Below are 22,586 nucleotides of genomic sequence, written 5' to 3'. Positions count from 1 at the left end.
ACCGTCCGCCTGCGCCATCAGAGCTCCTCGTGCGTGTCGGGGTCGGCCCCGCCGCCGCGGGACAGCGATGCCAGCCGGCCGAGCTCGTCGTCGGTCAGCTCGATGCCGAACACGTCGAGGTTCTCGGCCTGGCGGGCGGCGTTCCCGGACTTCGGGAGGGGGATCACGCCGATCGCGACGGACCAGGCGAGCAGCAGGCGCGAGGCGCTCACCCCGTGGTCGGCGGCGATCGCGGTGACGACCGGGTCGTCCGCGAGGTCGCTGCCCTTGCCGAGCGGCGTGTACCCCTCGGTGAGGATCCCGCGCTCGGCGTTCGCGGCCCGCCACGCGTCGTGCGGCGTGTACGGGTTCACGAGGATCTGGTTGAGCACCGGCGTGACGCCGGTGTCGCCGATGACCCGGTCGAGGTGCTCCGGCAGGAAGTTGGAGACGCCGATCATCGAGACGAGCCCGTCGGCGCGGGCCTCGACGAGGGCGCGCCACGCCTCCGCGTAGAGCCCGCGCTGCGGGTTCGGCCAGTGGATCAGCACGAGGTCGAGGCGGTCGAGCCCGCTGCGGTACAGGCTCTCCTCGATCGCCTTCCGCGCGAGGTCGTGCCGGTGGTACCGGCCCGGCAGCTTCGTCGAGTAGACGAACTCCGCACGCGGCACGCCGGACTCGGCGATCGCCCGCCCGACCACGCCCTCGTTGTCGTAGTTGAAGGCGGTGTCGAGCAGGCGGTAGCCGGCGTCGATGGCGGTGCGCACCTGGCGCACCCCGTCGGCGCCGCGCAGGTCGTAGGTGCCGAGACCGATGGCGGGGACGCGCGCGCCGTCGTGGCCGGTGAGGACGGGGATGTCGGGCATCGGCACAGCCTCCCAGCCGCGCCTCCGAGTCGGTCTCAGGCGAGCGCGGCGGCCTCGGTCACCGGGAGCCGGCAGACGAAGTCCTCGCACACGTAGGCCGCGCCCCGACCGCCGACGGGGGTCCGGCCCTCGAACAGCTCGAAGCCCGCGGCGGCGAAGGCCGCGGCGGCCGGGGCGTCGAGCACCGCGGTGACGGAGGTTGGTAGGGCCCGCGCCGCCGAGGCGAGCGTCGCGTCGCGCTCCCCCGTCGTGACGACGACGACCTGCCGGACGGGCTCGGCCATCGCGACGCCGAGGGCGAGCGCGGCCCCGTACCCGATCGGGCGGTCGAGCGCCGCGGCGGCGAGCGGCGCGACGGTCGCCGCCGCCGCATCCCGGTACGCCGGGTCGGCGGTCAGGAGGTGCAGGGTCCACGCGGCGGACGCGATCGCGGTCGGCCCGGACGGCGCCGCGCCCTCGCTCACGTCCGACCCGCCCGGCACCCCGAGCGCGCTGAGCACCGGATCCGCGGCGGGCGCCGCGAACCGGCCGTCCACGAGGCAGGCGTCGACGAGGCGCCGCGCCTCGATCGCCAGGTCGACGCGTCCCGAGGCGAGCGCGACCTCGAGCAGGCCGGCGGCGAGGCCGCCGTGGTCCTCCAGCGTCGCGACCGCGTCGGAGGGCCGCCCGTCGAGGCTCGCGCGGAGCAGCACCCCGTCGCGCACCTGGAAGGCGAGGACCGCTTCCGCGGCCTCCACGGCGAGGGTGACCCAGCCGGGCTCGCGGAAACGCGTGCCGGCGTCCGCGAGCGCGCCGATCGCGAGGCCGTTCCACCCGCTCAGCACCTTCGCGTCGACGGCCGGCGCCGGCTGCCGCGCACGCCCGGCGGCGTCGAGGGCGTAGTAGCCGCCTTCGCTCCGCACCCCGTCGACGTCGCTCTCGGAGTCCTGCGCCGACCCGAACGCGCCGCCGGGGCGCCGGAGGACGTCCCTGAGGAAGGCGACCACGCCGGCGGCGGTGTCCCGGTCGCCGATCGCGGCGTACGCGCGGAGCAGAAGGGCGTTGTCGGTCAGCATCCGCTCGAAGTGGGGCTCCGTCCAGTCGCGACGCACGGCGTAGCGGAAGAAGCCGCCCTCGACCGGGTCGCGGAGGCCGCCGTCGCGGATCGCGGCGAGCGCCCGCTCCGCGACGCCGCGCACGCGCTCGCGCCGGTCGGCGTCGACCAGGTCGGAGCGGCCCAGCCCTAGCGTCCCGAGCAGCAGCGGCGCGACCGGGAACTTCGGTGCGCCGCCGAAGCCGCCGTGCTGCCGGTCCTCGTAGGCGACCAGCTCGTCCACCACGCGGGCCAGGCCGTCCGCCGTGAGCGGCGACACCGCGGGGGCCGAGGCGGCGGCCTCCCGAAGCGCCGCGGTCAGTGCGGCCGCGGAAGACTCCACCTCCCCGCGCCGGTCCGTCCACGCCTCCGCCACGGCGTCGAGCACCTGCCGGAACGACGGGTGTCCGGCGGCGGGGCGCGGCGGCGAGTACGTGCCGGCGTGGAAGACCCGGCCCTCGGGCGTCATGAAGACGTTGAGCGGCCAGCCGAGGTTCGGGGTGAACGCCCCGGCGGCCGCGAGGCACGCCGCGTCGACCTCCGGGTGCTCCTCCCGGTCCACCTTGATCGCGACGAAGCCCGCGTTCAGCCGCGCCGCCAGGTCGGGATCGCTGAAGCTCTCGCGCGCCATCACGTGGCACCAGTGGCAGGTCGCGTACCCGATCGAGACGAGCACGGGCACGTCGCGCCGGCGGGCGACCGCGAACGCCTCCTCGCCCCACGGGAACCAGTCGACGGGGTTCGCCGCGTGCGAGCGGAGGTACGGGCTCACCGCGTCGCGGAGCCGGTCACCCATGCGCGCGGTCCCCGCCCGTGCCGGCGTCCGAGGCCCGCTCAGCCGACGTCGTCGCCGCCCGAGACGTCGGGGCCCTCGGCCTCACTGATGTCGATGACGCCGTCGTCGCCCTCCGCGCTCAACTCGGCCGACTCCTCGTCCATCGCCTCCTGGACCGCCTCGGTCTCGTCGACCGGCGAGGCGTCGGGGTTCGAACCGAACTGCGGGCCCGGGCCCTGCGGCATGCTGTTGCTCATGCTCCAGGTCTACCGGTCGCGGATCCGAAGGCCCTGGCCGCGGCGGCGGCGGGAGACCGCTCCTCCCGGGAACGACGAAGGACCCCGTCATCGCTGACGGGGTCCTTCTGTGGTCGGGCTCAGGCCGTGCGGCCGGAGCGGCGACGAACCGCGATGTAGATCAGCAGAACGACGATCGCGCCGATGATCGAACCGATCAGGCCCGCGGCGTTGAACGACGGGAACGGCTCACCGCCCGGCAGGAACGACAGGATGAGGCCGCCGACGAAGGAGCCGACGACGCCCAGGATGAGCGTCGCGATGATCCCCATGCTCTGGCGGCCGGGCACGACCGCACGGGCGATGAGGCCGGCGATGAGGCCGATGACGAGGAAGATGATGATGCTCACGGTTTCCGTCCTTTCCAAGACGCCCACACTGTCTCGGATCTGGCTGCATAAAAGCTGAATGCGATCTCCATGCCTGATCGGAGCGGTGTAAGGACCGGGGAATAGCGTGCACCCGCGGATGGTCGGACCTCGAGTGACCGACGCTGCCCTGTTCCAGCCCGTCCGCCTCCGCTCCCTCACGGTGCCGAACCGCGTATGGGTCTCGCCGATGTGCCAGTACTCGGCGGACGCGCGGGACGGCATGCCGACCGACTGGCACCTCGTCCATCTCGGCGCGCTCGCGCAGGGCGGCGCGGGCCTCGTGATGACGGAGGCGACGGCGGTCAGCCCGGAGGGCCGCATCTCGGCCTGGGACCTCGGGATCTGGAACGACGAGCAGCGGGACGCGCTCGCCCGGATCGTCGACTTCGTGCACGCCCGCGGCGCGGTCGCTGCCGTCCAGCTTGCACACGCCGGCCGCAAGGCGTCGACCCTCCCGGAGTGGAGGGGGCACGGCTCGCAGTCGCTCGAGGACGGCGGCTGGACGACCGTCGCGCCGTCGGCGGTCCCGTTCGCCGGGTACGCCGCGCCGGTCGCGCTCGACGAGGCCGGCATCGCGGGCGTCGTCGCCGACTTCGCCGCCGGCGCGCGGCGTGCGGTGGGCGCGGGCTTCGACGCGATCGAGCTGCACGCCGCGCACGGCTACCTCATCCACCAGTTCCTCTCCCCCCTCGCGAACCACCGCACGGACGCGTGGGGCGGCTCGCTCGAGCGCCGCGCCCGCCTCCTGCTCGACGTCGTGCGGGCGGTCCGCGACGCGATCGGGGAGGACGTGCCGCTGCTCGTCCGCTTCTCCGGCACGGACTGGGTCGACGGCGGCTGGACGATCGAGGACACCGACACCGTGGCCGGCTGGGCGGCCGAGGCGGGCGCGGACTGGTTCGACGTCTCGAGCGGCGGCGTCGTCGGTGACGCGAAGATCCCCGTCGGCCCCGGCTACCAGGTGCCGCTCGCGACGGCCGTCCGGACCGCGACCGGGATGCCCGTGAACGCGGTGGGCCTGATCCACGACGCCGAGCAGGCGGAGGCGATCGTCGCGGAGGGCCGCGCGGACGCGGTCATGCTCGCTCGGCCGCTCCTCCGCAACCCGCACCTGCCGCAGGCCTGGGCCGCCGAGCTCGGCGTCGACGTCGCCTGGCCGGTCCAGTACCGGCGGGCGAAGCCCCGCCACGCGGCCGTCCGCGCCTGATCCCGCGAAGGTGTCCGCGGACCCCCGGGCCCGCGAACACCTTCACAATGGACTGCCCATGTCTGTCGTCGTCCCCGAGATCACCTATCCGCCCGAGCTGCCCGTCAGCGTCGTCCGGGAGGAGATCGCGGCGACGATTCGCGACCACCAGGTCGTGATCGTCGCGGGCGAGACCGGCTCCGGCAAGACGACGCAGCTGCCGAAGATCGCGCTCGAACTCGGGCGGACCTCCATCGCGCACACGCAGCCGCGGCGCATCGCCGCACGCACGATCGCGGAGCGGATCGCGGAGGAGCTGGACGTGCCGCTCGGCGGCCTCGTCGGCTACTCGGTCCGGTTCACGGACACGTCCGGCCCGGACACCCGGATCCGGCTGATGACCGACGGCATCCTGCTCGCGGAGATCCGCCGCGACCGCGAGCTGCGCCGCTACGACACGATCGTGCTCGACGAGGCGCACGAGCGCAGCCTCAACATCGACTTCCTCCTCGGCTACCTGAAGCGGCTGCTCCCCCGCCGCCCCGACCTCAAGGTGATCGTCACGTCGGCGACGATCGACGTCGAGCGCTTCGCGGAGCACTTCGCGGCCGCGGACGGGAAGCCCGCGCCGATCGTCGAGGTGTCCGGCCGCACCTATCCCGTCGAGGTCCGGTACCGCCCGCTCGTGGTCGAGGACGCCGGCGACGACGAAGACGATCCCGACGTCGGGACCACGGAGGACCGCGACCTCGCGACCGGGATCCAGGAGGCGCTCGACGAGCTCGAACGCGACCTGCCCGGCGGCGACGTGCTCGTCTTCCTCTCCGGCGAGAGCGAGATCCGCGACGTCGCCGACGTGCTGACCGGCCGCTACGCCGGCCGGACGCGACCGACCGAGGTCCTCCCCCTTTACGGCCGGCTGTCCGCGGCCGAGCAGCACCGCGTGTTCGAACGCAGCCGCACGCCCGGGCTCGACCGGCGCATCGTCCTCGCCACGAACGTCGCGGAGACGAGCCTCACCGTCCCCGGCATCCGGGCGGTGATCGACGGCGGGACCGCGCGCATCTCCCGCTACTCCGCGCGGGCGAAGGTGCAGCGGCTGCCGATCGAGGCGATCTCGCAGGCCTCCGCGAACCAGCGCTCCGGCCGCGCCGGGCGCACGAGCGCGGGCGTCGCGATCCGGCTGTACTCGGAGGAGGACTACGGGAAGCGCCCCGAGTACACCGACCCCGAGATCCTGCGCACGAACCTCGCGGCGGTCATCCTTCAGATGCTGTCGCTCGGGCTCGGCGAGATCGAGGCGTTCCCGTTCCTGACCCCGCCCGACTCCCGGGGCGTCCGCGCGGGCCTCGACCTCCTCCGCGAGCTCGGCGCGGTGCAGGAGGCGCGCGGCGGGCGGCCCGCCTCCCTCACCCGCACCGGCCGCGACCTGGCGCGGGTCCCGATCGATCCCCGGTTCGGCCGCATGCTGCTCGAGTCGAAGCGGCACGGCGTCACCCGCGAGGTGATCGTGATCGTCGCCGGGCTCACCGTGCAGGACCCGCGCGAGCGGCCCGCCGAGCAGCGGGCGCAGGCGGACCAGCTCCACGCGCGCTTCGCCGATCCGACCAGCGACCTGCTCGGGCTGCTGAACCTCTGGAACCACCTCGAGGAGCAGCAGCCCGACCTGTCGTCCTCCGCGTTCCGCCGGCGGTGCCGGTCGGAGTTCCTCAACTTCGTCCGGATCCGGGAGTGGCAGGACCTCGTCCGGCAGCTGACCGGCATCGCGCGGGACGTCGGGCTGCAGGTCGAGGCTGCGCCGCGCCCCCCGAAGCCGGAGGGCGACGCCGCGGCGACGCGCGCGAGCGTCCCCGGCGACGCGATCCACAAGAGCCTCCTCGCGGGCCTGCTGTCGCAGATCGGCATCCGCGACGACCCTTCGAGTGCCTCAGGACAGCGTCGCACCGGGCAGCCCGCGAAGGGCCGCGACGGGCGGCCGACGCCGCGGCGTGGCGCGAACGAGTTCCTCGGCGCCCGCCAGCTGCGGTTCGTCGTGTTCCCCGGCTCCTCGCTCGCGAAGCGCCCGCCGCGGGCGCTGATGTCCGCCGAGCTCGTCGAGACCTCCCGCCTCTTCGCCCGGATGAACGCGGCGATCGACCCCGCGTGGGCGGAGCCGATCGCCGGGGACCTCGTCAAGCGCACCTACGGCGAACCGCGGTGGGAGCAGCGCCAGGGCGCCGCGGTCGCCGACGAACGCGTCACCCTGTTCGGCGTCCCCATCGTCGAGAAGCGTCGCATCCAGTACGCGCGGCTGAACCCGGCGCACGCCCGCGACCTGTTCCTCGAGCACGCGCTGCTCGGCGGCGAGTGGACGCCGCCTCCCGGGGCGCCGTCGGAGTTCGACCGGGCCAACCGCCGCCTCCGCGCGGAGCTCGACGAGGAGGCGGAGCGCACCCGCAGCCGCCCCGTCGACGACCAGCGGATCGTCGACTTCTACGACGACCGCGTCCCGGCCGATGTCACGGACGTGCGCCGCTTCGAGCGCTGGTGGCGGGAGAGGCGGCAGGAGGCGCCCGACCTCCTCACCATGCGCCGGTCCGACCTCATCGAGGAGGAGGACGAGGCCGAGATCGACGAGCGGGACTACCCGCCGACCTGGCAGCAGGGCGACCAGCGGCTCCGGCTCGGGTACCGGTTCGCGCCGGGCGCCGCCGACGACGGCGTGACCGTGAAGGTCCCGCTGCCGCTGCTCGCCGGGCTCTCCCCCGCCGGATTCGACTGGCTCGTGCCGGGGTTCCGGGAGGAGCTCGTCACCGCACTGCTCCGCACGCTCCCGAAGCCGATCCGCCGGCACGTCGTCCCGGCGGCGGACTGGGCGCGGCGGCTGCTGCCCGAGCTGCCCCCCGGACCGGAGACGGGGGCGGACCCGGGCCCGCTCGTCGACGCGCTCGCGCCGGTCGTCCGCCGGGGCGCCGGGGTCGCGGTCGCGCCCGCGGACTTCGACCTGTCCCGCCTCCCGGCGCACCTCCGTCCTGCATTCGCGGTGACCGACGCGCCGCGCGGGCGACGCGGGGCGCCGCAGGAGCTCGGCCGCAGCACGGACCTCGCGGCGCTGCAGCAGCGCTTCGCGGACCGGGCGCGCTCCTCGGCGGCCCGCGTCGTCGCCCGCCCCGCGCCCGGATCGGCGCCGATCGAGCGGACGGGCATGACGACCTGGGACCTCGACGCGCTGCCGCGGGTGCTCGACACGAGGGCCGCCGGCGGGGTCGTCCGTGCGTACCCGGCCCTCGTCGACACCGGCGCGGCGGTCGACGTGCGGCTGCTCGCGACGCCGGAGGAGCAGGTCGCCTCCACACGGGCGGGCGTGCACCGGCTCCTCGCGCTCGCGACGCCCTCCCCCGCCGCGTACGTCCGCGAGCACCTCACCGGCGCGGAGAAGCTGGCGCTCGGCGCGAGCCCGTACCGCAGCACGGACGCCCTGTTCCAGGACTGCCTCGACGCGGTGATCGACCGCGTGCAGCTGCGGCACGACCCGGACGGCGTCGCGTGGGACCGGGCCGCGTTCGACCGCATGCGGGAGGCCCTCGCCGCCTCGGTCGTCGACGACCTGTTCCGCGTCGTCGGCGCGGCCGCGGCGGCGCTCGCGGGCGCGCGGGACGCCGACCGGGCGATCCGGCAGGCGACGAGCCTGGCGCTCGTGCCGGCGCTGACCGACGCCCGCGCGCAGCTCGACGCGCTGATCCACCCGGGCTTCGTGCGCATCGACGGCGCGGACCGGCTGCCCCGCATCGCCGTGTACGCGGCGGGCGTCGTGCACCGCGTCGAGCGGCTCCCCGAGCAGGCGAACCGCGACCGCGTCTGGATGACCGAGGCGCAGACGGCGCAGGGCCTCTACCTCGCGGCCGGCGGCACCCTGCCGCTGCGTCCCGGGCTCCGGCCGGAGCTCGTCCACGCGCGCTGGCTGCTCGAGGAGCTCCGGCTGAGTCTCTTCGCGCAGCACCTGCCGACGGCCGAGCCGGTCTCGGTGCAGCGCATCCGCAAGGCCCTCGCGTAGCGCAGCTCGCATCGCCTCCTGCGGCGGTTCCGGACTGATGCGGTTCGGACATCAGCCGCAGCAGTCCGGGATCACCGCACGAGGGTGAGCCAGCGCTCCGTGACGACGTAGCCGAGCCGGGCGTTCATCGCGAGGCTCGCGGCGTTCTCCTCGGCGCCGCCCGTGCCGAAGACGACCGCGCCGTCGGCGAGCAGCGCGAGCACCGACGCGGCCTTGACCGACTCCGCGAGCCCCCGCCGACGGTGGGCTCGCGCGACAGCGGTGAAGTCGGTCTCCGCTCGGTCGCCGTTCCGGCGGATCGCCGATACGGCGGCGACCTCCCCGCCCTTGACGACGCCGAAGAACCGGGTTCCTTCGCGGCGGAGGGCTGCGAGCGACGCGATGTCGTGGAGGTCCGGCGCCGTCGCCGGACCGCCCGGGTAGTCCTCCCGGACCGCCGACTCGAGGGCTGCGATGCCCGGGTCGTGCTCCGAGCCGAGCTCGGCGGCGTCGCCGGCCAGCGCTCGCAGGGCCGCGACGTCGGGTCGCCGCAGGCGCGCTCCCCACGACCGATGGGCAAGCCGGTACCCCTCCGAGAGCAGGACGGGTGCGCGAGGGTCGTCATCCCGGAGGACGACCTGCTCCGTCACGGCAACGGGCCCGTCGCGGCGGGGCGACCCGGGTCGCTCGACCAGGCGCTCCACGAGCCCGGGTAGAGCGCGCCGTCGACGCCGGCGACCGCGAGGGCGAGCAGCTCGTGGGAGGCAGTGATGCCGGACCCGCAGTACGCCGCGACCGGGCCGTCGAGGTCGACCCCGAGCGAGTGGAACCGCTCGCGCAGCGCCTCCGGCGGCAGGAAGCGGCCGTCAGCGTCCAGGTTGCCCGCGGTCGGCGCGCTGACCGCGCCCGGGATGTGCCCGGCGCGCGGGTCGACCGGCTCGACCTCCCCGCGGTACCGCTCGCCGGCGCGCGCGTCGAGCAGCGTCCCCCGGAACGCGGCCGCGGCGTCGGCGTCGATCACCGGCAGCGCGCCCGGGTGCAGGAGGACGTCGCCCGGCTCCGGCGTCGCGTCGCCCGTCTCGAGCGGCAGGCCGGCCCGCCGCCATGCCGCGAGGCCGCCGTCGAGCACCCGCACGTCGACGCCGGCGTCGCGGAGGAGCCACCACGCCCGCGCCGCCGACATCCCGCCGAGGTCGTCGTACGCGACCACGACGCTGTCGGACCGGACGCCCCACCGCCGGGCGGCAGCCTGCAGCGCTGCGGGATCCGGCAGCGGATGACGACCGCCCGCGGCCGACGCCGGTCCGGCGAGCTCCCGCTCGAGGTCCACGTACACGCCCGACGGCAGGTGGCCCTCCCGGTACGCCGGCCGGCCGTCGGGGACGTCGAGGCGCCACCGCACGTCGAGCAGCACCAGCCGCGGATCGCCGAGCAGGGCCTGGACCTCGGAGGCGTCGACGAGCACCCGTCGATCGTGTCAGGCGGACCGCGCGGTCGCCAATGCGGGCGCGACACCGGTCGGCGCCGCGTCCGCCCCGGTGATCTCCGCCTGGGCGAGCAGCGCGAGGTCCCGCAGCACCGACAGGTCCAGGCCGCTGACGTCCCGCGGCTCCGGGTCGTAGATGCAGAACGACCCGATCCGGTAGCCGTCGGTCGACTCGATCGGGTGCGCCGCGTAGAACCGGATGGGATGCTCGCCCTGCGCCAACGGGCTCTCGCGCAGCACCGGGTCGGTCATCGCGTCGCTCACCACCAAGGGCGTCGCGCGCTGGATCGTGACGGTGCAGAACGAGTGGGCGCGCGGGTTCTCGCCCCGCTCCGCGCCGGCGACGGCCATCTTCCACTGCCGGTCGTGGTCGATGAAGTTGATCTCCGCGGACGCCGTGCCGAACGCCGCCCGCGCCAGCTCGACGAGGTCGTCGAGCCGCGGCTCCGGCGGCCGCCCCACGATGCGCAGCTCGTCGAGCGCGTGCTGGCGCTGCGCCTCCGGATCGGGGCGCTGCCGGAGGGCCTCCGCGGTCGCCTCGGCGGGGGCGCCGTCCAGCCGCGTCACCGATGCGGCGACCTCCTCGCCGAGCGCGGTCGCCCACGCCCGGGCGCGCGCCAGCTCGTCGCCGCCGCGGTCGACCGCGCGGAAGCGGACGCGGACGGACCCCAGCCGACCCACCACGGCTCGGAGCCGGTCCTCGGGCGCCGCCGCGTGCCGGCTGCGATCGGGCGCGGTCACCGGCGGCCCGACCACGACGACGTCGGTCGCGGCGGCCGCGTCCTCGAGCACCTCGGTCAGCAAATCGCCGACTCGCGAGAGGGTGCGGGGTCGACGCCCGGCGTCGAGGCCCTCGCCGAGGGCGACGAGCACGACGTCGTACCGCCACAGGCGCCAGGTGCGGAAGACGCCTTGCACCGCGTGCAGGACGGGGGCGAGGTCGGTGAGCACGTCGAGGTCGACCCCGTGCTGCGTGCTGAGCCACATCCGATCCGCGGCCCGCTCGGCCACGGTCGAGCCGTCGACGGCGGAGAACAGGTGCGCGCGGTCGCCGATGAGGAGCACGCGCACCGGCCGGGCACCGCTGTGGTGCAGCCGCTGCATCGCGAGTCGCGAGGAGCGGGCGGTGGACGGGTTGTGATCCACGGCACCTCCTGCGCCCATGATGATGCGAGAAGCGGTGCCCGACCTGGGGGCTGCACGGGTTGCCGTGCCGGGGTTCGCGCGTGCCGTCGGACCGCCGCGCGAGCGGGCCCGCCGCCGATCGTCGACGACGGGCCCGGCGCTCAGTGCGCGACGGGTCGCGGCCCCTCGGACGGCACGCTCTTGACGAGCGTCCCGACGGCGATCGCGACGACGAAAACGCCCGCGCTCACGAGGAAGGCGAGCCGCGTGCCCGCCGCCTCCGCCGCACCTGCACCGCCGGCGCCGCTGAACCCTGACGCGCCGATGGCGAGCAGCGTGACCGCGAGGGCCGTGCCCGCCGCGCCGCCGACCTGCTGGACGGTCGCGAAGATCGCGCTCCCGTAGGAGGTGAACCGGGACGGCACCGCGGACAGGCCCGCGGTGAAGACGGACGGCAGCACCGTGGCGAGACCGAGGCTCAGCAGCATGTGGCAGAGCAGCACCTGCCACGCCGCACTGGTCTCGGTGAGCGTCGTGCCGAGCAGGATCAGCGCGACCATCGCGATCGCCAGGCCCGGGATCAGCAGCGGACGCGGACCGAAGCGGTCGTAGAGCCGCCCGACCACCGGACCGAGCAGCCCCATCAGCAGCCCGCCGGGGAGGACGAGGAGACCGGTCTGGAGCGGGGTGAGCCCGAGTACCTGCTGCAGGTAGATCGGCAGCAGGATCGCGCTGCCGAGCAGACCGAGGAACGCGAGCGAGCCCGACACGACGGAGGCCGTGAAGACCCGGGACCGGAACACGCGGAGGTCGAGCAGCGCGTTGTCGCCCCGCTGCAGCACGCGCTGCCGGAACAGGAACAGCGTCAGCGAGACGGCGCCGATGAGCACCGGCGCACTGACGGCGACCAGGCTGATGCCGGCCTTCGAGGAGGCGCCGACGCCGACCTCGTTGAGGCCGTAGACGAGGCCGCCGAACCCGATCGCGGAGAGCGGGATGGAGATCCAGTCGATCGGCACGTGCCGAGGCTCGCCGAGGTTCGGGATCAGGCGGAGCCCGATGACCAGCCCGGCCACGGCGATCGGCAGGATGCACCAGAAGATGAACGGCCAGGCGAGCACGCTCAGGATCAGGCCGGACACCGTCGGGCCGATCGCGGGCGCGACCGAGATCACGATCGAGATGTTGCCCATCATGGCGCCGCGCCGGGACTCGGGGACGATCGTCATCACCGTCGTCATGAGCAGCGGGGTGATGATCGCCGCACCGACGCCCTGGATGACGCGGGCGACGAGCAGCACCGAGAAGGACGGCGACAGCGCGGCGAGCAGCGTGCCCGCGACGAACGAGCCGAGCGCGATGCCGAACAGCATCCGGGTCGTGGTCCGCTGGATCAGGAAGCCGCTGACCGGGATGACGACCGCCATCGTCAGGATGAACGCGGTCGACAGCCACTGACCGGTGCTCTTGTCGACGTGCAGGTCCTTGATCAGCACCGGGATGGCGACGCTCATGATCGTCTCGTTCAGCACGATGACGAAGGCGGAGACGAGCAGGACGCCGATCGCGGTGGCGTCGCTCCTGCTGAGTCGCTCGGGCCCGCCCGCGGCTGCGGACGAGGTGCGGTCGATGGTCTCGGTCACGGGGACCTCCGGGAGGGCTCGGGGGCGGCGTCCTTGACGGGCTCCGCAGGGCGGAGCCGGGACGACAGGGGCGGAGCGGACGGCACCGACCCCCGACGGGTCACCGGGTCGTGAACCTCGGTGAGGTCTCCAGCATTCCATCGACCTCCGACACCGGCAACGAGCGTCACCGGATGTTCAGCGAGCCCGCCGATGCCGACGTCGCCGCAGGAGGCGCCCGATCTGCCCGGTGACGACGAGGGACAGCAGGGCGAAGTAGTTGATCGCGGGCACCGCGGTGCCGACGACCAGCGCGATGGTGAAGGAGATCGAGGTCTCGACGGAGTTGAAGAGGCGGTCCCCCGCCTCCGTGTCGTGGCCGTCCGTCAGGGACGGCGTGCGCTGCACGTGCCGGGCGAGCGCGGTCAGCAGCCAGCTGCTCGCCGCCATCACGCCGATGTAGATCGCGACCGCGCCGGCGTTCGCGTACGGATCGGGCGGTCCGGGGTCCGGGTCGAGCTGACGGGTGAGCGCGGTCGCCGGCGCGAGCAGCACGATCGTGAACAGCCAGACGATCGTCGTCCACACCACGACCGCGTCCCAGCGGACCACGTGCGCGAAGATTCGGTGGTGCCCCCACCAGAGGCGCGCGATGACGAAGAAGCTCAGCGCGAAGGCGCCCAGCGGCAGCGCGCCCTCCTCGAGGATGCGGTCGAGGCCGCCGCCTCGGGACGCGACCTCGCCGGGGATGTCGGCGAGCGGCAGAGCGAGCAGCGTGACCGCGATCGCCACGACGGCGTCGACGAAGGTGATGAGCCGCTCGGCGCTGCGACCCCGGTCCTCCTCCACGCCTCCAGCATGGCGGAGGCGGTCAGCCGGCGGCGAGGATCTTCTCGAGGGTGTTGATGTTCCGGGTGGTCACCGTGCCGGCCTTCTGCCACCGGCCGAAGCGCTTGCCGAAGGGGCTGTCGAGGGTCCGTCCCTTCGGCACCTCCCAGTAGACGACGCCGTCTCCCGGGCGGACGCGCTCCTCGGCGGAGTCGACCTCCGCCGCCACGTCCACGAGGTCGGCGAGCGCCGCGTCGTCGTCCCCGAGCACCACGTAGGCGTGGCGCTCGGCCGATCGCGGGAACGGGTACTCGTCGACGGCCCGCCGCACGACCTCGAGACCGGTGCCGATCGCAGCGACGTCGAGGCCGAACCGCTCCCGGATCACGGCGGAGACCGCGTCCGCGACCTCGGCCGGCTCCTCGAGCTCGGTGGTGACGAGCACGTTGCCGCTCGCGAGCACCGTGCGCACGTCGCGGAACCCCGCTCGCTCCAGGGCGTCCGAGAGATCGCGCATCGCGAACCGCACGCCGCCGACGTTCACGCCGCGGAGCAGCACCACCGCCCGCATCCGGTCCCCCTCACGAGAAGAAGGCCGGGCCGCTCCCCCAGATGGTTCGCGGCCCGGCTCGACGCGCGGCCTGCCCCGCTCGATCGATCGTCAGACCGAGACGACCGAGGTGGAAGGCGCGCCGATGTTCATGGATGAGTCCGCCATGCGCATCACCTCCTCGTGCTGATCGTGCGCCTCCGCGCGGCCGGATGCAAGAGGGACGCGGTGCAGGCGGGCGGACGCTCAGGGCTGGGCGGCGAAGCGGTCGACCTCGGCGAGCACCTCCGGGTTCCGGAGGATGCGGAAGTGGCCGCCGTCCTCGATCCGCAGGTTGACGGCACCGGGCAGCTCGGATCCTCCGGGGATGTGCGGGTCGAAGGCCGCCCACACCGACTCGATGCGCGCGTTGACGCTGCGGTCCGCGGCGAGCCTCAGCGTCGTCGGGTCGTTCGGCGAGAAGGCGCGCAGGCTCGGCAGCGGGAGGTAGGGGGCGTAGGCGGAGCCCGAGAACGGGGTCGAGATCGCGAGCATCCGCGCGATCCGCGGCCCCGAGTCGGGGCGCAGCATCAGCTGCTTGCCGATCAGGCCGCCCTTGCTGTGGGCGACGACGAGCGCGTCCGTCAGGTCGCGGTCGTCGAGGTAGCCCGCGACGACGTCCGCGCTCGAGTCGACGGTCGCACCGTTCGCCCGCAGCGCGGTCACGGCGTGCACGGGGTGACCTGCGCGGTGGAGGCGCTCGACGAGGGGCAGGAGGAAGCGCCACGTCTCCCAGATGCCGGGCAGCACGACGACCGGGCGCAGCGCGCCGGTGAGGTAGTCGGCCGGGTCGTGGTGCTGCAGGAGCGGTCCGACCTGCCACCGCACCGCCGCCGCGTAGTCGAGCGCCCACCAGCGCGCGACGGTCCCCGCCCTCACGGGCGCGGCTCCAGCGGCGCGCTCAGGATCGCCGACGCCACGGCGCGCGGATGGGTGTGCTGCGCGTTGTGGACCGCGCCGGGGATCTCGACGAGGCCGCCGACGCCGAGCCGCGCGGCGAGGCGCCGAGCCCAGGGCCGACGGCAGATCGGGTCCCCGGCGCCCCGCACGAGCAGCGTCGGCACGGTGACGGCCGCCGTCGCGGCCTCCGTGTCGTATCCGAGCATCGACGGCAGCGTCGCCAGGTAGCGCCGCGGCCCGCAGCGGAGGTAGTCCCTGAAGACGGCGACGTTCGCGCCGGGCGTCTCCGACAGCACGTCCTGCAGGAGGCGGAGCCCCTGCAGCGCCGCAGTCCGCTCCGCGTCGTCCGTCACCGCCCCGATGGCGACCAGGCGGTCGATCCGGTCCGGGACGCGGAGGGCCGCCTCGAGCACGACCTGGGTGCCCATCGACTGCCCGACGAGCACCACCGGGCGCCCGATCGACTCGAGCAGGTCGACCACGTGGTCCGCGAGCTCCTCGATGGCGAGGGCCCGCGCGGGCTTCGGCGCGCGCCCGAATCCCGGCAGCTCGACGACGTGGACGGGTCCGTGCGCCGCGAGCACCGGCACGAGGCGGAGCCAGTAGTCGAGCCCGCACCCGATCCCGTGGATGAGCACGAACGGCCGGCCGTCGCGCGGCCCGAAGCGGTGGCGCAGCATCGTGCGGCCCGCGAGCTCGAGCCGGTCCGGGTCCGGGCGGCGCGGCATGCGTCGAGCGTAGGAGCGGCGTCCCTGCGAGTCCGCCCATCCGCGGTTCCCTACGCTCGAGCGGTGAGCGACGGCGCCTTCTCCCCGCGCTTCCGAGTCGCCACCGTCGGGGTCTTCGCGCTCGGCTTCCTCATCGCCTTCGAGGCGCTCGCCGTGACGACCGCGATGCCGCTCGCCGCGCGGGACCTCGACGGCCAGCCGCTCTACGCGCTCACCTTCTCCGCGTTCGCTGCGGCGGGCGTCATCGCCAACGTCGTCGCCGGCGCCTGGAGCGACCGGGCCGGCCCGAAACGGCCGCTGCTCGCGGGCGTCGCCGTCTTCGCCGTCGGCCTGCTCGTCTCCGGCACCGCGCTGACGATGCCGGTGCTCATCGCCGGCCGCGCGCTGCAGGGCCTCGGCGCCGGCGCGATCGGCACCGCGCTGTACGTGCTCGTGGCCCGCGTGTACCCGGAGACCCTGCACCCGCGCGTCTTCGCCCTCCTCGCCGCCGCGTGGGTGCTGCCGTCGCTCGTCGGCCCGTTCGCCGCGGGCGCCGTGGCGACGGTCCTCTCCTGGCACTGGGTCTTCGTCGGCATCGTCCCGCTCGTCGCCGCCGCGACCGCGCTGCTGCTGCCGCAGCTCCGCGCGCAGGCGATGCCGGGCACCGGCGCCGCCCTGCCGAGGGCGCGCATCGGCTGGTCCGCCGTCGCCGCCACCGCGCTGCTCGCCATGCGGCCGCTGCTCGACGTGCCGGCGGTCGGCACCGCGCTGGCCGTCCTCGCCGCGGTCGTGGCCGTGGTCGCCCTCCGGCCGCTGCTGCCGCGAGGCGCGCTCGTCGCCGCCGCTGGCCTCCCGGCGGTCATCCTCGTACGCGGCCTGTTCAGCGCCGGGTTCGCGGCGGCGGACGCCTACCTGCCGTACTCGCTGATCGCGCTGCGCGACATCACGCCGGTCGTCGCCGGTGCGATCACGACCGTGGGCGCGGTGTCCTGGGCGACGGGATCGGAGCTGCAGAGCCGCTTCGCGGGCCGGCTGTCCGACCACCGCGCCATCGGCCTCGGCTCCGTCGCCTTCTTCTCGGGCGCCGCGCTCGTGGGCGTCGGCACGTGGACGGCGCTCATCGCGGTGGTCGTCGTCGGCTGGCTCTGCGCCGGCCTCGGGATCGGGACCGCCTACCCGCGGCTCAGCACGATGACCCTCGCCCTGTCGGTGCCGGCGGAGCGCGGCCGCAACAGCGCGGCGCTGCAGATCGCCGACGGCTTCGGCAACGGGCTCGCGCTCACCGTCGTCGGCGTGGTCACGGCCTTCGCACCGGACGGCGAGTTCGTCGGGGCGTTCGGGCTCGCCGCGCTGCTCGGCCTCGGCGTCCTCCTGATCGCCCGCCGCACCGCGCCGCCCGACCTCGCGCGCTGACTCGAGGCGCATCGCCGGGCGTGATGTCGCAGGCCGGGCGTCCTCGACGGCCCGGATCGCGACATCACGCCCGGGGACGACGATGCGCCGGCCGCCGCCCTCGGGAGGGGCGGTGACCGGCGCATCCGGGAACGGTCTACTTGGCCGAGACGGTGGCCTGCGCGTTCGACTCGTACGAGGTGTTCGTCGACTCGAAGAAGTTGACGAGCTGCAGCGTGTCGTTCGCCGTCGCCATCCACTTCGCCGGGTTCGAGACCTTGTACTCGGCCTCGAAGCCGAGCTCCTCGAGCCGGCGGTCGGCCAGGTACTTGACGTACTGGTTGATGTAGTTCGCGTTGAGGCCGAGGATGCCGCCGGGGAGCAGATCGCGGTTGTACTGCTCCTCCATCTCGACGGCGTTCAGGATCATCTGGCGGATCTCCTCCGCGAACTCCGGCGTCTGGAGGTCCTCGTTCTCCTCGAGCACCGTGAGGATCAGGTTGATCCCGAACTTCAGGTGCAGCGACTCGTCGCGGACGATCCAGTCGACGAGCGAGCCGAAGTTGCGGAGCAGGTTCCGCTGCCGGAACGACAGCGCCACCATGAAGCCCGAGTAGAACCAGATGCCCTCGAGGATCACGTTGTAGGCGACGAGGTTCCGCACGAAGTCACGCTTGCCCTCGGTCGTCGTGATGTCGAGCGTCTGCTCCGACATGCGCCGGATGAACTCGACCTCGAACTGCTCCTTCGCGGCCATCGACGGGATGTCGACGTGGGAGTTGTACGCCTCGTCGCGGTCGATCGGGAACGTCTCGAGGACGTACTCGAACGACATGCAGTGGTTCGCCTCCTCCCACATCTGCTTCGCGAGGTAGAGGTGCGCCTCGGGAGCGTTGACGTAGGGGTAGACGCCGAAGGCGAGCGCCTTGTTGACGAGCAGCTCGCTCGGGTTGAAGTAGCTCATGAGGAACGTCACGGCGTGCCGCTCCTCGTCGGTCATGCGCTTGAAGTCCGCGATGTCCTCGCCGAGCTGGATCTCGTTCGGGAACCACGTGTTCGCGACCGCCTGCTCGTACAGGTCCATCGCCCACTGGTACCGGACCGGCTTCAGCAGCAGACCCTCCTGGATCCCGGTGCCGAGAATGCCCATCGCTTCTTCCCTCTCCTCTTCCTCTTCCGTGTGTTCGGTGCCGCCGCCCGGACGGGCGGCGGCACCGCGCTCAATGCGTGCTGCCTACTGGCAGGAGTCGCACTGCAGCAGGTCCATCGGGTCCATCGGAACCCAGTAGCCGTCCACCTGGTCGGTGTCGTTCTCGAACATGACTCACTCCCCCTTGTTGTCAGCGCCGGTACCCCGCACCGGCGATCCGAGACCGCCGAACCCACGACGTGCGGGTCCTGCGGGTGCCGCTGCCGCAGGCTGCGGCGCGGCGGCTCCGAAACCACGACGTCCGGACGCAGCCCCCGCGCCCGAATCGATCGTCTCGGCCTTGTTCACCCGCACGGTCGACTGCTCGGCGGTGTGCCGCGGCTTCATGTGCAGGTAGTACGTCGTCTTGACCCCGCGCTCCCAGGCGGCGGAGTAGATCGACATCATCTCGCCGAGATCGCGCGTCTCGAGGTACATGTTGCGGCTGATCGCCTGGTCGATCCACTTCTGCGCCCGGGCCGCGACCTCGAGGAAGGCGTACGGCGACAGCTGGAAGCTCGTCTTGAACGTGGCCTTGATCTCGTCGGGGATCTCCGCGATGTGCTGGATGTCGCCCTGGCTGCGCAGGATCGCCTCCCGCACCCGCTCCCAGAGGCCGGCGTCCTGCAGCGTCGAGACCAGGTTGCGGTTCACCTCGAGGAACTTGCCCGAGGAGGTGGCGCGGCTGAAGATCTGCGAGAACTGCGGGTCGAGGCCCGGCGTGGTGCCGGCGACGAGGCCGATGGAGGCCGTCGGCGCGATCGCCATCAGCGTCGCGTTGCGCATCCCGCCCTTGACCCGCTCGCGGAGCGCGTCCCAGTCGAGCCGCATGGTGCGGTCGACCTGCACGGGCACACCGCGCTCCGCCTCGGTGATCGCGATCGTGTCGAACGGCACCATCCCCTGGCTCCAGCGCGAGCCCTGGAAGTTCGGGTAGGCGCCCCGCTCCTGAGCGAGGTCGACCGACTCCTCGATCGCAGCGTAGGAGACGTGCTCCATGACCTCGTCGATGAGCGCGTACGCCTCCTCGCTCTCGTACGAGAAGCCGAGGCGCTCGACGACGTCCGTGAAGCCCATGACGCCGAGGCCGACCGCGCGGTTCTGCTCGTTCGAGTGGTCCGCCTCGTCGACGGAGGAGATCGTGATGTCGATCAGGTTGTCGAGCTGGCGGATCGCGCTCTTCGCGCTGGCGTGGATCTGCTCCCAGTCGAAGCCGAGCTTCCCGTGCTCGTCCGTCACGAGGTGGCGGGAGAGGTTGATGGAGGCCAGGTTGCAGACGGAGACGTTGTCGCGGTCCTGCGGCAGCGTGATCTCGGTGCAGAGGTTCGAGGAGTGGATCGTGCCGGTGTTGTTGTTCAGCGCCCGGTTGTTGATCGTGTCCTTCCACGTCAGCCACGGGTGGCTCGTGGTCTGCAGCGCCATGAGGATCGCCTTGAACTGCTCACGGGCGCCGATGCGCTTGAACGCGCGCAGCCGGCCCGCCTCCGCCTCCGCGACGTAGTGCGCGTAGCGGTCGGAGAACGCCTTGCCGGTCAGCTCGTTGAGGTCGGCGACCTCCAGCGGGTCGAACAGGTACCAGGCGTCGTCGTTCTGGACGCGCTTCATGAACTCGTCGGAGATCCAGACCGCGGTGTTCGCGGTGCGGGTGCGGCGGTACGGGTCGCCGGAGTTCTGGCGCAGGTCGAGGAACTCGGGGAAGTCGAGGTGCCAGTTCTCCATGTAGAAGCAGAGGGCGCCGAACTTCTTGCCGCCGCGGGAGACCGCGCGGAGGATCGAGTCGATCGTGTGCATGAACGGGATCGGGCCGGTGGAGGTCGTGTTGTTCGACCGGATCGGCGAGCCCTGGGCGCGCAGCTTCGTGACCGAGAGGCCGATGCCGCCCGTGCCCTTCGTGAGCCACATCACGTCGCGGGTGGTCTTCGCGATGTGCTCGATGTCGTCCTGCATCTCGAGGACGAAGCAGTTGGAGAGCTGCGGGTAGGCCGTGCCCGCGTTGACGAGCGTCGAGCCCGCGGCGAGGTAGTCGAGGCGCGACATCTTCGCGTAGAAGCCGAGCGCGGCGGTGGTCGGGTCGGCCTCGTTCAGGGACAGGCCCATCGCGATGCGCATCCAGAAGTACTGCGGCACCTCGAGCGGCTCACCGTTGCGGGCCTTGATGCCGTAGCGGTTGTTCAGCGTGACGACGCCGATGTACTTCAGCAGCTCGTCGTGCGACGGGTCGAGCGCCGCGGCGAGGCGGTCGAGGTCGAACATCGAGAGCAGCCGCGGGTCGAGGAGCTGCTCGGCGACGCCGCGCTCGACCGAGCGGCGGAAGTGCTGGCGGTGCAGGTCGGCGACCTGCGCGTCGTCGGCGTAGTCGCCGAGCACGCGCTTGTAGATGGTCTTCAGCAGCAGGCGCGCGGCGACCGTGTCGAACGCCGGGTCGTCCTTGACGTTCTGGAGCGCGACCTGGATGACCGCCTCGTCGAGCTGCTGCGTCGTGATGCCGTCGAACAGCGTGAGCTCGAGCTCGGAGGCGATCTGCGTGACCCACGTGATGTTCGGGTCGAGGCCGGCGCTCGCGTGCTCGATCGCGAGGTTGATCTTGTTCGCGTCGTACGGCTCACGCGTCCCGTCCCGCTTGACCACCGTGATGCCCATGAACGCCTCCTCCTGAGGGTGTGATGCGTGCCGGTCGGCACTCCCCCCGCAACCGGGGGACCACTATATGTCGGGGCGCCTGGCGGATCGCAACCCAAGATGTTGTGGATTTCACCGGCGTGTCCTCCACAGGTGATACCGCCGGCCTGTGGAGAAACGGGCCGACCCTGGGGAGAGGGTAGGGGCGGCCACCGACACCGCCGGAGGCGTCGGAGGCGACCCGACACGCGGTGCCACCAGCGCTTCCGCAGCCCGCTCGTCGGGCTCCGACGAACCCCTCCCCTACGCTGGAGGGGCTGTGAGCGGGAGCGGATTCGGGGACCTGGTGCGCGCCCGCGGGGTGCTGCGCATCATCGCCGCGCAGCTGACCGCGCGCTTCCCGTCCGGGATGCTCTCGCTCGGCCTGCTCTTCCACGTGGAGGGCCGCACCGGGTCGTACGGGACCGCCGGCGTCGTGCTCGCCGCGCTCAGCATCGGCCAGGCCGTGGCGGGCCCGGCGACGGGCCGCCTGATGGGCCGACTCGGCATCCGGCCGGTCATCGTCGTCACGACCGTCTGCTGCGCGGCCGCGATCGCCGCGATCGCCCTGTTCGACCTGCCGCCCGCCGGGATCGTCGGGCTGGCGCTCGCGGCCGGCCTCACCTTCCCGCCCATCACCTCGGCCGTGCGCACGATCTACCCGAAGCTCGTGCCCGCCTCGCTGCTCGGCCAGCTCTTCTCGCTGGACGCCTCGCTGCAGGAGCTGATCTGGATCGGCGGGCCGGTGCTCGTCACCTTCCTCGCCACCGGGGTGAGCACGACGGTCGCCCTGCTCGTCTCCGCGGTGCTGCTCATCGGCGGCGGCGCCTGGTTCGCAGCGTCGCGCGAGGTGGGGCGCGTCCGCATCCCGCGCAGCAAGCGCCGCTTCGGCGTCGTGCTGCTGCGCCCGCAGGTCGCGCTGATGACCCTGGTCGGCTTCCTCGTCATCGCCTCCTGCGCGGCCATCGAGGCGAGCGTGGCCGGCGCGTTCGGCGAGAAGGACCCGACGAGCGGCGTCGTGCTCGCGATCTGGTCGCTCGCCTCCCTCGCCGGCGGCTTCGTGCTCGGGCGGCTCGCGATGCGGCCGTGGTCGCTCGCCCTGCGCCTGACGCTCGTCGCGGCCGGGGCGGCGCTGACGCCCTTCCTCCCCGGCTTCTGGGGTCTGACGACCGCCCTCGTGATCTCCGGCTTCGGCTTGGCGCCCGCCCTCGGCATGATCTCCGCGATCGTCTCCAGCTCGGTGCGCTTCAGCGACACGGCGGAGGCGTACGGCTGGACGAACACGGGCCAGCTCGTGGGCGTGGCCCTCGGCGCCGCGCTGGCGGGGCAGGCGCTCGACCACTTCGGCGCCCCGATCGCGTTCGCCTGCGGAGCGCTGCTCGCGGTGCTCTCCGCGCTCGCGGCCGCGGCGGGCATCCGGGTGTTCCCCGACCTGAAGGGGCGCAACGCGGGCCCGGTGCCCGACACGGCACCGATCCCCCTGCCGCCCTCGGCCGGCTGACCCGCCCCGCGCGCCCAGGAGCGCGACAGCAG

18 protein-coding genes are annotated in these 22,586 nt (G+C 73.4%); 4 read left to right on the top strand and 14 right to left on the bottom strand.

Annotated features, from left to right (window positions below; all coding sequences use genetic code 11):
- Positions 1 to 17: 17 nt before the first annotated feature.
- The 4 genes from CLV52_RS05080 to CLV52_RS18655 form a co-directional block, all read right to left on the bottom strand.
- The gene (locus CLV52_RS05080) at positions 18 to 845 is read right to left on the bottom strand and encodes an aldo/keto reductase (RefSeq protein WP_133765181.1); all 828 of its coding nucleotides are present in this window, start codon (positions 843 to 845) and stop codon (positions 18 to 20) included.
- Between the two features lie 35 nt (positions 846 to 880).
- On the bottom strand, positions 881 to 2,713 hold the full coding sequence (locus CLV52_RS05075) for a thioredoxin domain-containing protein (protein WP_133765180.1): 1,833 nt from the start codon (positions 2,711 to 2,713) through the stop codon (positions 881 to 883).
- Positions 2,714 to 2,751: 38 nt separating this feature from the next.
- The gene (locus CLV52_RS05070; RefSeq protein WP_133765179.1) at positions 2,752 to 2,949 is read right to left on the bottom strand and encodes a hypothetical protein; all 198 of its coding nucleotides are present in this window, start codon (positions 2,947 to 2,949) and stop codon (positions 2,752 to 2,754) included.
- A 119-nt stretch (positions 2,950 to 3,068) separates the two neighbouring features.
- A complete protein-coding gene (locus tag CLV52_RS18655; RefSeq protein ID WP_246017964.1) occupies positions 3,069 to 3,338 on the bottom strand; it encodes a GlsB/YeaQ/YmgE family stress response membrane protein in 270 nt (89 codons plus the stop codon).
- Between the two features lie 133 nt (positions 3,339 to 3,471).
- Here CLV52_RS18655 and CLV52_RS05060 point away from each other — a divergent pair, with 133 nt between their 5' ends.
- Positions 3,472 to 4,566 carry an NADH:flavin oxidoreductase/NADH oxidase gene (locus tag CLV52_RS05060; RefSeq protein WP_170224908.1) on the top strand — a complete coding sequence of 365 codons (1,095 nt, stop codon included), beginning with the start codon at positions 3,472 to 3,474 and terminating at the stop codon, positions 4,564 to 4,566.
- A 58-nt stretch (positions 4,567 to 4,624) separates the two neighbouring features.
- Entirely contained in the window at positions 4,625 to 8,578 is a 3,954-nt protein-coding gene (gene hrpA, locus CLV52_RS05055; protein WP_133765176.1) for an ATP-dependent RNA helicase HrpA, read from the top strand.
- A gap of 71 nt (positions 8,579 to 8,649) precedes the next feature.
- On the opposite strand, the gene CLV52_RS05050 is transcribed toward hrpA, so the two are convergent.
- The 8 genes from CLV52_RS05050 to CLV52_RS05015 all read right to left on the bottom strand — a co-directional run bounded on the left by CLV52_RS05050 (position 8,650) and on the right by CLV52_RS05015 (position 15,835).
- Positions 8,650 to 9,207, bottom strand: coding sequence for a GNAT family N-acetyltransferase (locus CLV52_RS05050; protein WP_133765175.1), 558 nt, complete (start codon positions 9,205 to 9,207; stop codon positions 8,650 to 8,652).
- Positions 9,204 to 10,022, bottom strand: a complete 819-nt coding sequence (locus CLV52_RS05045; protein ID WP_133765174.1) for a sulfurtransferase — start codon at positions 10,020 to 10,022, stop codon at positions 9,204 to 9,206. Before CLV52_RS05045 ends, CLV52_RS05050 begins: the two co-directional genes overlap by 4 nt.
- 12 nt (positions 10,023 to 10,034) lie before the next feature.
- On the bottom strand, positions 10,035 to 11,189 hold the full coding sequence (locus CLV52_RS05040; protein ID WP_133765173.1) for a GAF domain-containing protein: 1,155 nt from the start codon (positions 11,187 to 11,189) through the stop codon (positions 10,035 to 10,037).
- Positions 11,190 to 11,329: 140 nt separating this feature from the next.
- A complete protein-coding gene (locus CLV52_RS05035) occupies positions 11,330 to 12,811 on the bottom strand; it encodes a DHA2 family efflux MFS transporter permease subunit (protein ID WP_211342604.1) in 1,482 nt (493 codons plus the stop codon).
- A gap of 177 nt (positions 12,812 to 12,988) precedes the next feature.
- The gene (locus tag CLV52_RS05030) at positions 12,989 to 13,639 is read right to left on the bottom strand and encodes a TMEM175 family protein (protein ID WP_133765171.1); all 651 of its coding nucleotides are present in this window, start codon (positions 13,637 to 13,639) and stop codon (positions 12,989 to 12,991) included.
- A gap of 22 nt (positions 13,640 to 13,661) precedes the next feature.
- Positions 13,662 to 14,189 carry a DUF1697 domain-containing protein gene (locus CLV52_RS05025; RefSeq protein WP_133765170.1) on the bottom strand — a complete coding sequence of 176 codons (528 nt, stop codon included), beginning with the start codon at positions 14,187 to 14,189 and terminating at the stop codon, positions 13,662 to 13,664.
- Between the two features lie 225 nt (positions 14,190 to 14,414).
- Positions 14,415 to 15,086, bottom strand: coding sequence for an esterase/lipase family protein (locus CLV52_RS05020; protein WP_246017963.1), 672 nt, complete (start codon positions 15,084 to 15,086; stop codon positions 14,415 to 14,417).
- Positions 15,083 to 15,835, bottom strand: coding sequence for an alpha/beta fold hydrolase (locus CLV52_RS05015; RefSeq protein ID WP_133765169.1), 753 nt, complete (start codon positions 15,833 to 15,835; stop codon positions 15,083 to 15,085). The genes CLV52_RS05020 and CLV52_RS05015 overlap by 4 nt, the downstream gene beginning before the upstream one ends.
- 63 nt (positions 15,836 to 15,898) lie before the next feature.
- Here CLV52_RS05015 and CLV52_RS05010 point away from each other — a divergent pair, with 63 nt between their 5' ends.
- Entirely contained in the window at positions 15,899 to 17,227 is a 1,329-nt protein-coding gene (locus CLV52_RS05010; protein ID WP_133765168.1) for an MFS transporter, read from the top strand.
- A 136-nt stretch (positions 17,228 to 17,363) separates the two neighbouring features.
- Here the strand turns inward: CLV52_RS05010 and CLV52_RS05005 are convergent, their stop codons facing one another.
- Positions 17,364 to 18,356, bottom strand: coding sequence for a ribonucleotide-diphosphate reductase subunit beta (locus CLV52_RS05005; RefSeq protein ID WP_133765167.1), 993 nt, complete (start codon positions 18,354 to 18,356; stop codon positions 17,364 to 17,366).
- 174 nt (positions 18,357 to 18,530) lie between these two features.
- Entirely contained in the window at positions 18,531 to 21,035 is a 2,505-nt protein-coding gene (locus tag CLV52_RS04995) for a ribonucleoside-diphosphate reductase subunit alpha (RefSeq protein WP_133765166.1), read from the bottom strand.
- Positions 21,036 to 21,333: 298 nt separating this feature from the next.
- Between CLV52_RS04995 and CLV52_RS04990 the strand changes: the two genes are divergently transcribed.
- Positions 21,334 to 22,554: an MFS transporter gene (locus CLV52_RS04990; protein ID WP_162850717.1), complete on the top strand. Its 1,221-nt coding sequence runs from the start codon at positions 21,334 to 21,336 to the stop codon at positions 22,552 to 22,554.
- The last annotated feature ends 32 nt before the right edge of the window (positions 22,555 to 22,586 follow it).

Origin of the sequence: Amnibacterium kyonggiense, from assembly GCF_004364555.1 — a bacterium.
Lineage (GTDB): Bacteria > Actinomycetota > Actinomycetes > Actinomycetales > Microbacteriaceae > Amnibacterium > Amnibacterium kyonggiense.
Note: the sequence above shows the minus strand (reverse complement) of the source record. Positions and strands in the feature narration are given on the sequence as shown.